At 73.5% G+C, this 1,745-nt stretch carries 2 protein-coding genes; one reads left to right on the top strand and one right to left on the bottom strand.

Annotated features, from left to right (window positions below; genetic code table 11):
* Positions 1-170: 170 nt before the first annotated feature.
* Positions 171-1,064: a HipA family kinase gene (locus tag ACFV6I_RS31335; protein ID WP_380428909.1), complete on the bottom strand. Its 894-nt coding sequence runs from the start codon at positions 1,062-1,064 to the stop codon at positions 171-173.
* Between the two features lie 123 nt (positions 1,065-1,187).
* Here ACFV6I_RS31335 and ACFV6I_RS31340 point away from each other — a divergent pair, with 123 nt between their 5' ends.
* Positions 1,188-1,628, top strand: a complete 441-nt coding sequence (locus ACFV6I_RS31340; RefSeq protein WP_063349600.1) for an SRPBCC family protein — start codon at positions 1,188-1,190, stop codon at positions 1,626-1,628.
* Positions 1,629-1,745 lie beyond the last annotated feature (117 nt).

Consider the following 1,745-nt stretch of genomic DNA (forward strand, 5'->3'; position numbering starts at 1 on the left):
CGAGTCTGGCGCTCCGTGGGGCGCGGGGCCCGGAGCCCGAGGCACAAACTACACTCCGCGGGGGGGCGGGGGCCCCTCGGGGGCCCGCCCCCCGGTCGTTTCCGGGCCTCCGCGCCCGGGCCCTGCCCGGCCCGCGCCCGGCCGACTTCCACGGGCGGGCCCCGGCCCACTCACTCGACGTGCTGGTCCCAGCCCGTCTCCACCGACGGCTTGCCGTGCAGGTCCGGGACTTCCTGGAGCCAGGCGGGCCGGCCGGCCCGCATCCGGGCCTCCCGGCGGCGTTCGGCTTCGCGCAGCTGCTCGGGGGTGGCGAAGCCCTCCGGGAGCCACTGCGCGGAGAGCACCACCCGGGCGGCCAGGTGGGTCACGTAGGCGTGCCGGACGGCGGCCACCGAGTCGAAGCCGGGCTCGTCGGCCAGCCACTCGTCCGGGACGAGTGCCAGCACCTCCTCCAGCAGGCCGACGGTGACCAGCGGGCCGAGCTCCTCGTCGGCCAGCCGGACGTCCGGGGCCGCGCCGCCCAGCGCGTGCGCGCTGAGGTCGTAGTGCTTGCCGACCGACGCCTCGGCGGTGGCCCAGCGGTGCTGGAAGATCAGTGCGGCGCCGTTGTCGATCAGCCAGAGCCGTCCGTGCCAGACCACCAGGTTGGGGTTGTGGACGGTGCGGTCGACGTTGCCGGTGAGGGCGTCCAGCCAGACCACCCGCCCGGCCTCGGCGGAGTCCACCGGGATCATGCCCGGCCGGTAGTCCCGCGCGCCGGGCAGCAGGTCCATCCCGAGGTTGAGGCCGCCGCTGGCCTTGAGCATGTCCTGGATCTCGGTGTCGGGCTCGTCCGCGGCGACGGCCGGATCGAAGTCCACCAGCCGCAGCTCGGGGACGCGCAGGCCGAGCCGCCGGGCCAGCTCGCCGACGATCACCTCCGCGACCAGCGCCTTGCGGCCCTGCGCGGCGCCGGTGAACTTGACCACGTAGGTTCCCAGGTCGTCGGTCTCCACCACACCGGGGACGGAACCGCCGGACCGCAGCGGGTCGACGTAGCGCACTGCTGTCACCAGATCGAGCACACCGGCCACCCTATCCCGCCGCTCCGCCACCTCTGCGGGCCGTCCGGTCGGCCTGCGCCCCCGGCGCTGTGATTGGCTTGCCGGTGAGAATCGGAAGACCAAACGGACGAGGAGAGCAAGGCCATGGGACAGGTGCAGGCCACCACCGAGCGGGACTACGACGCCGCCCCCGAGCGGGTGTACGAGGCGCTGGCCGACTACCAGGTGACCCGCCCGAAGCTGCTGCCCCCGCAGTACAGCGAGTACGAGGTCCGGGTCGGCGGCACCGGCGCCGGCACCCAGGTGCACTGGAAGCTGCAGGCCACCGAGAAGCGCGTGCGGGACTGCCTGTTCACCGTCTCGGCGCCCTCGCCCGACCAGCTGGTGGAGAAGGACGCCAACTCCAGCATGGTGATCACCTGGACCGTCTCGGCGGCCGGCGAGGGCCGGTCGAAGGTCACCGTCTCGGCCACCTGGCAGGGTGCGAGCGGCATCGGCGGCTTCTTCGAGCGGACCTTCGCCCCGAAGGGCCTGAACCGGATCCACGACCAGGTGCTGGCCAACCTGGCCGCCGAGGTCCGCTGAGTCCGCGAGCTCACTGAGCTCACTGAGTTCGCCTTTCCCGCGGGAATTCGCCCGGGAATTCGAGCGGCGCGGGGCGGACCCCCGAGAGCAGAGAAGCACAGAGGGTGTGGCGCCAGC

It is taken from the genome of Kitasatospora sp. NPDC059803, assembly GCF_042732255.1.
GTDB lineage: Bacteria > Actinomycetota > Actinomycetes > Streptomycetales > Streptomycetaceae > Kitasatospora.

Coding starts and splice junctions, on each gene's coding strand:
- ACFV6I_RS31340 (WP_063349600.1), top strand. CDS start 1,188: ATGGGACAGGTGCAGGCCACCACCGAGCGGGACTACGACGCCGCCCCC.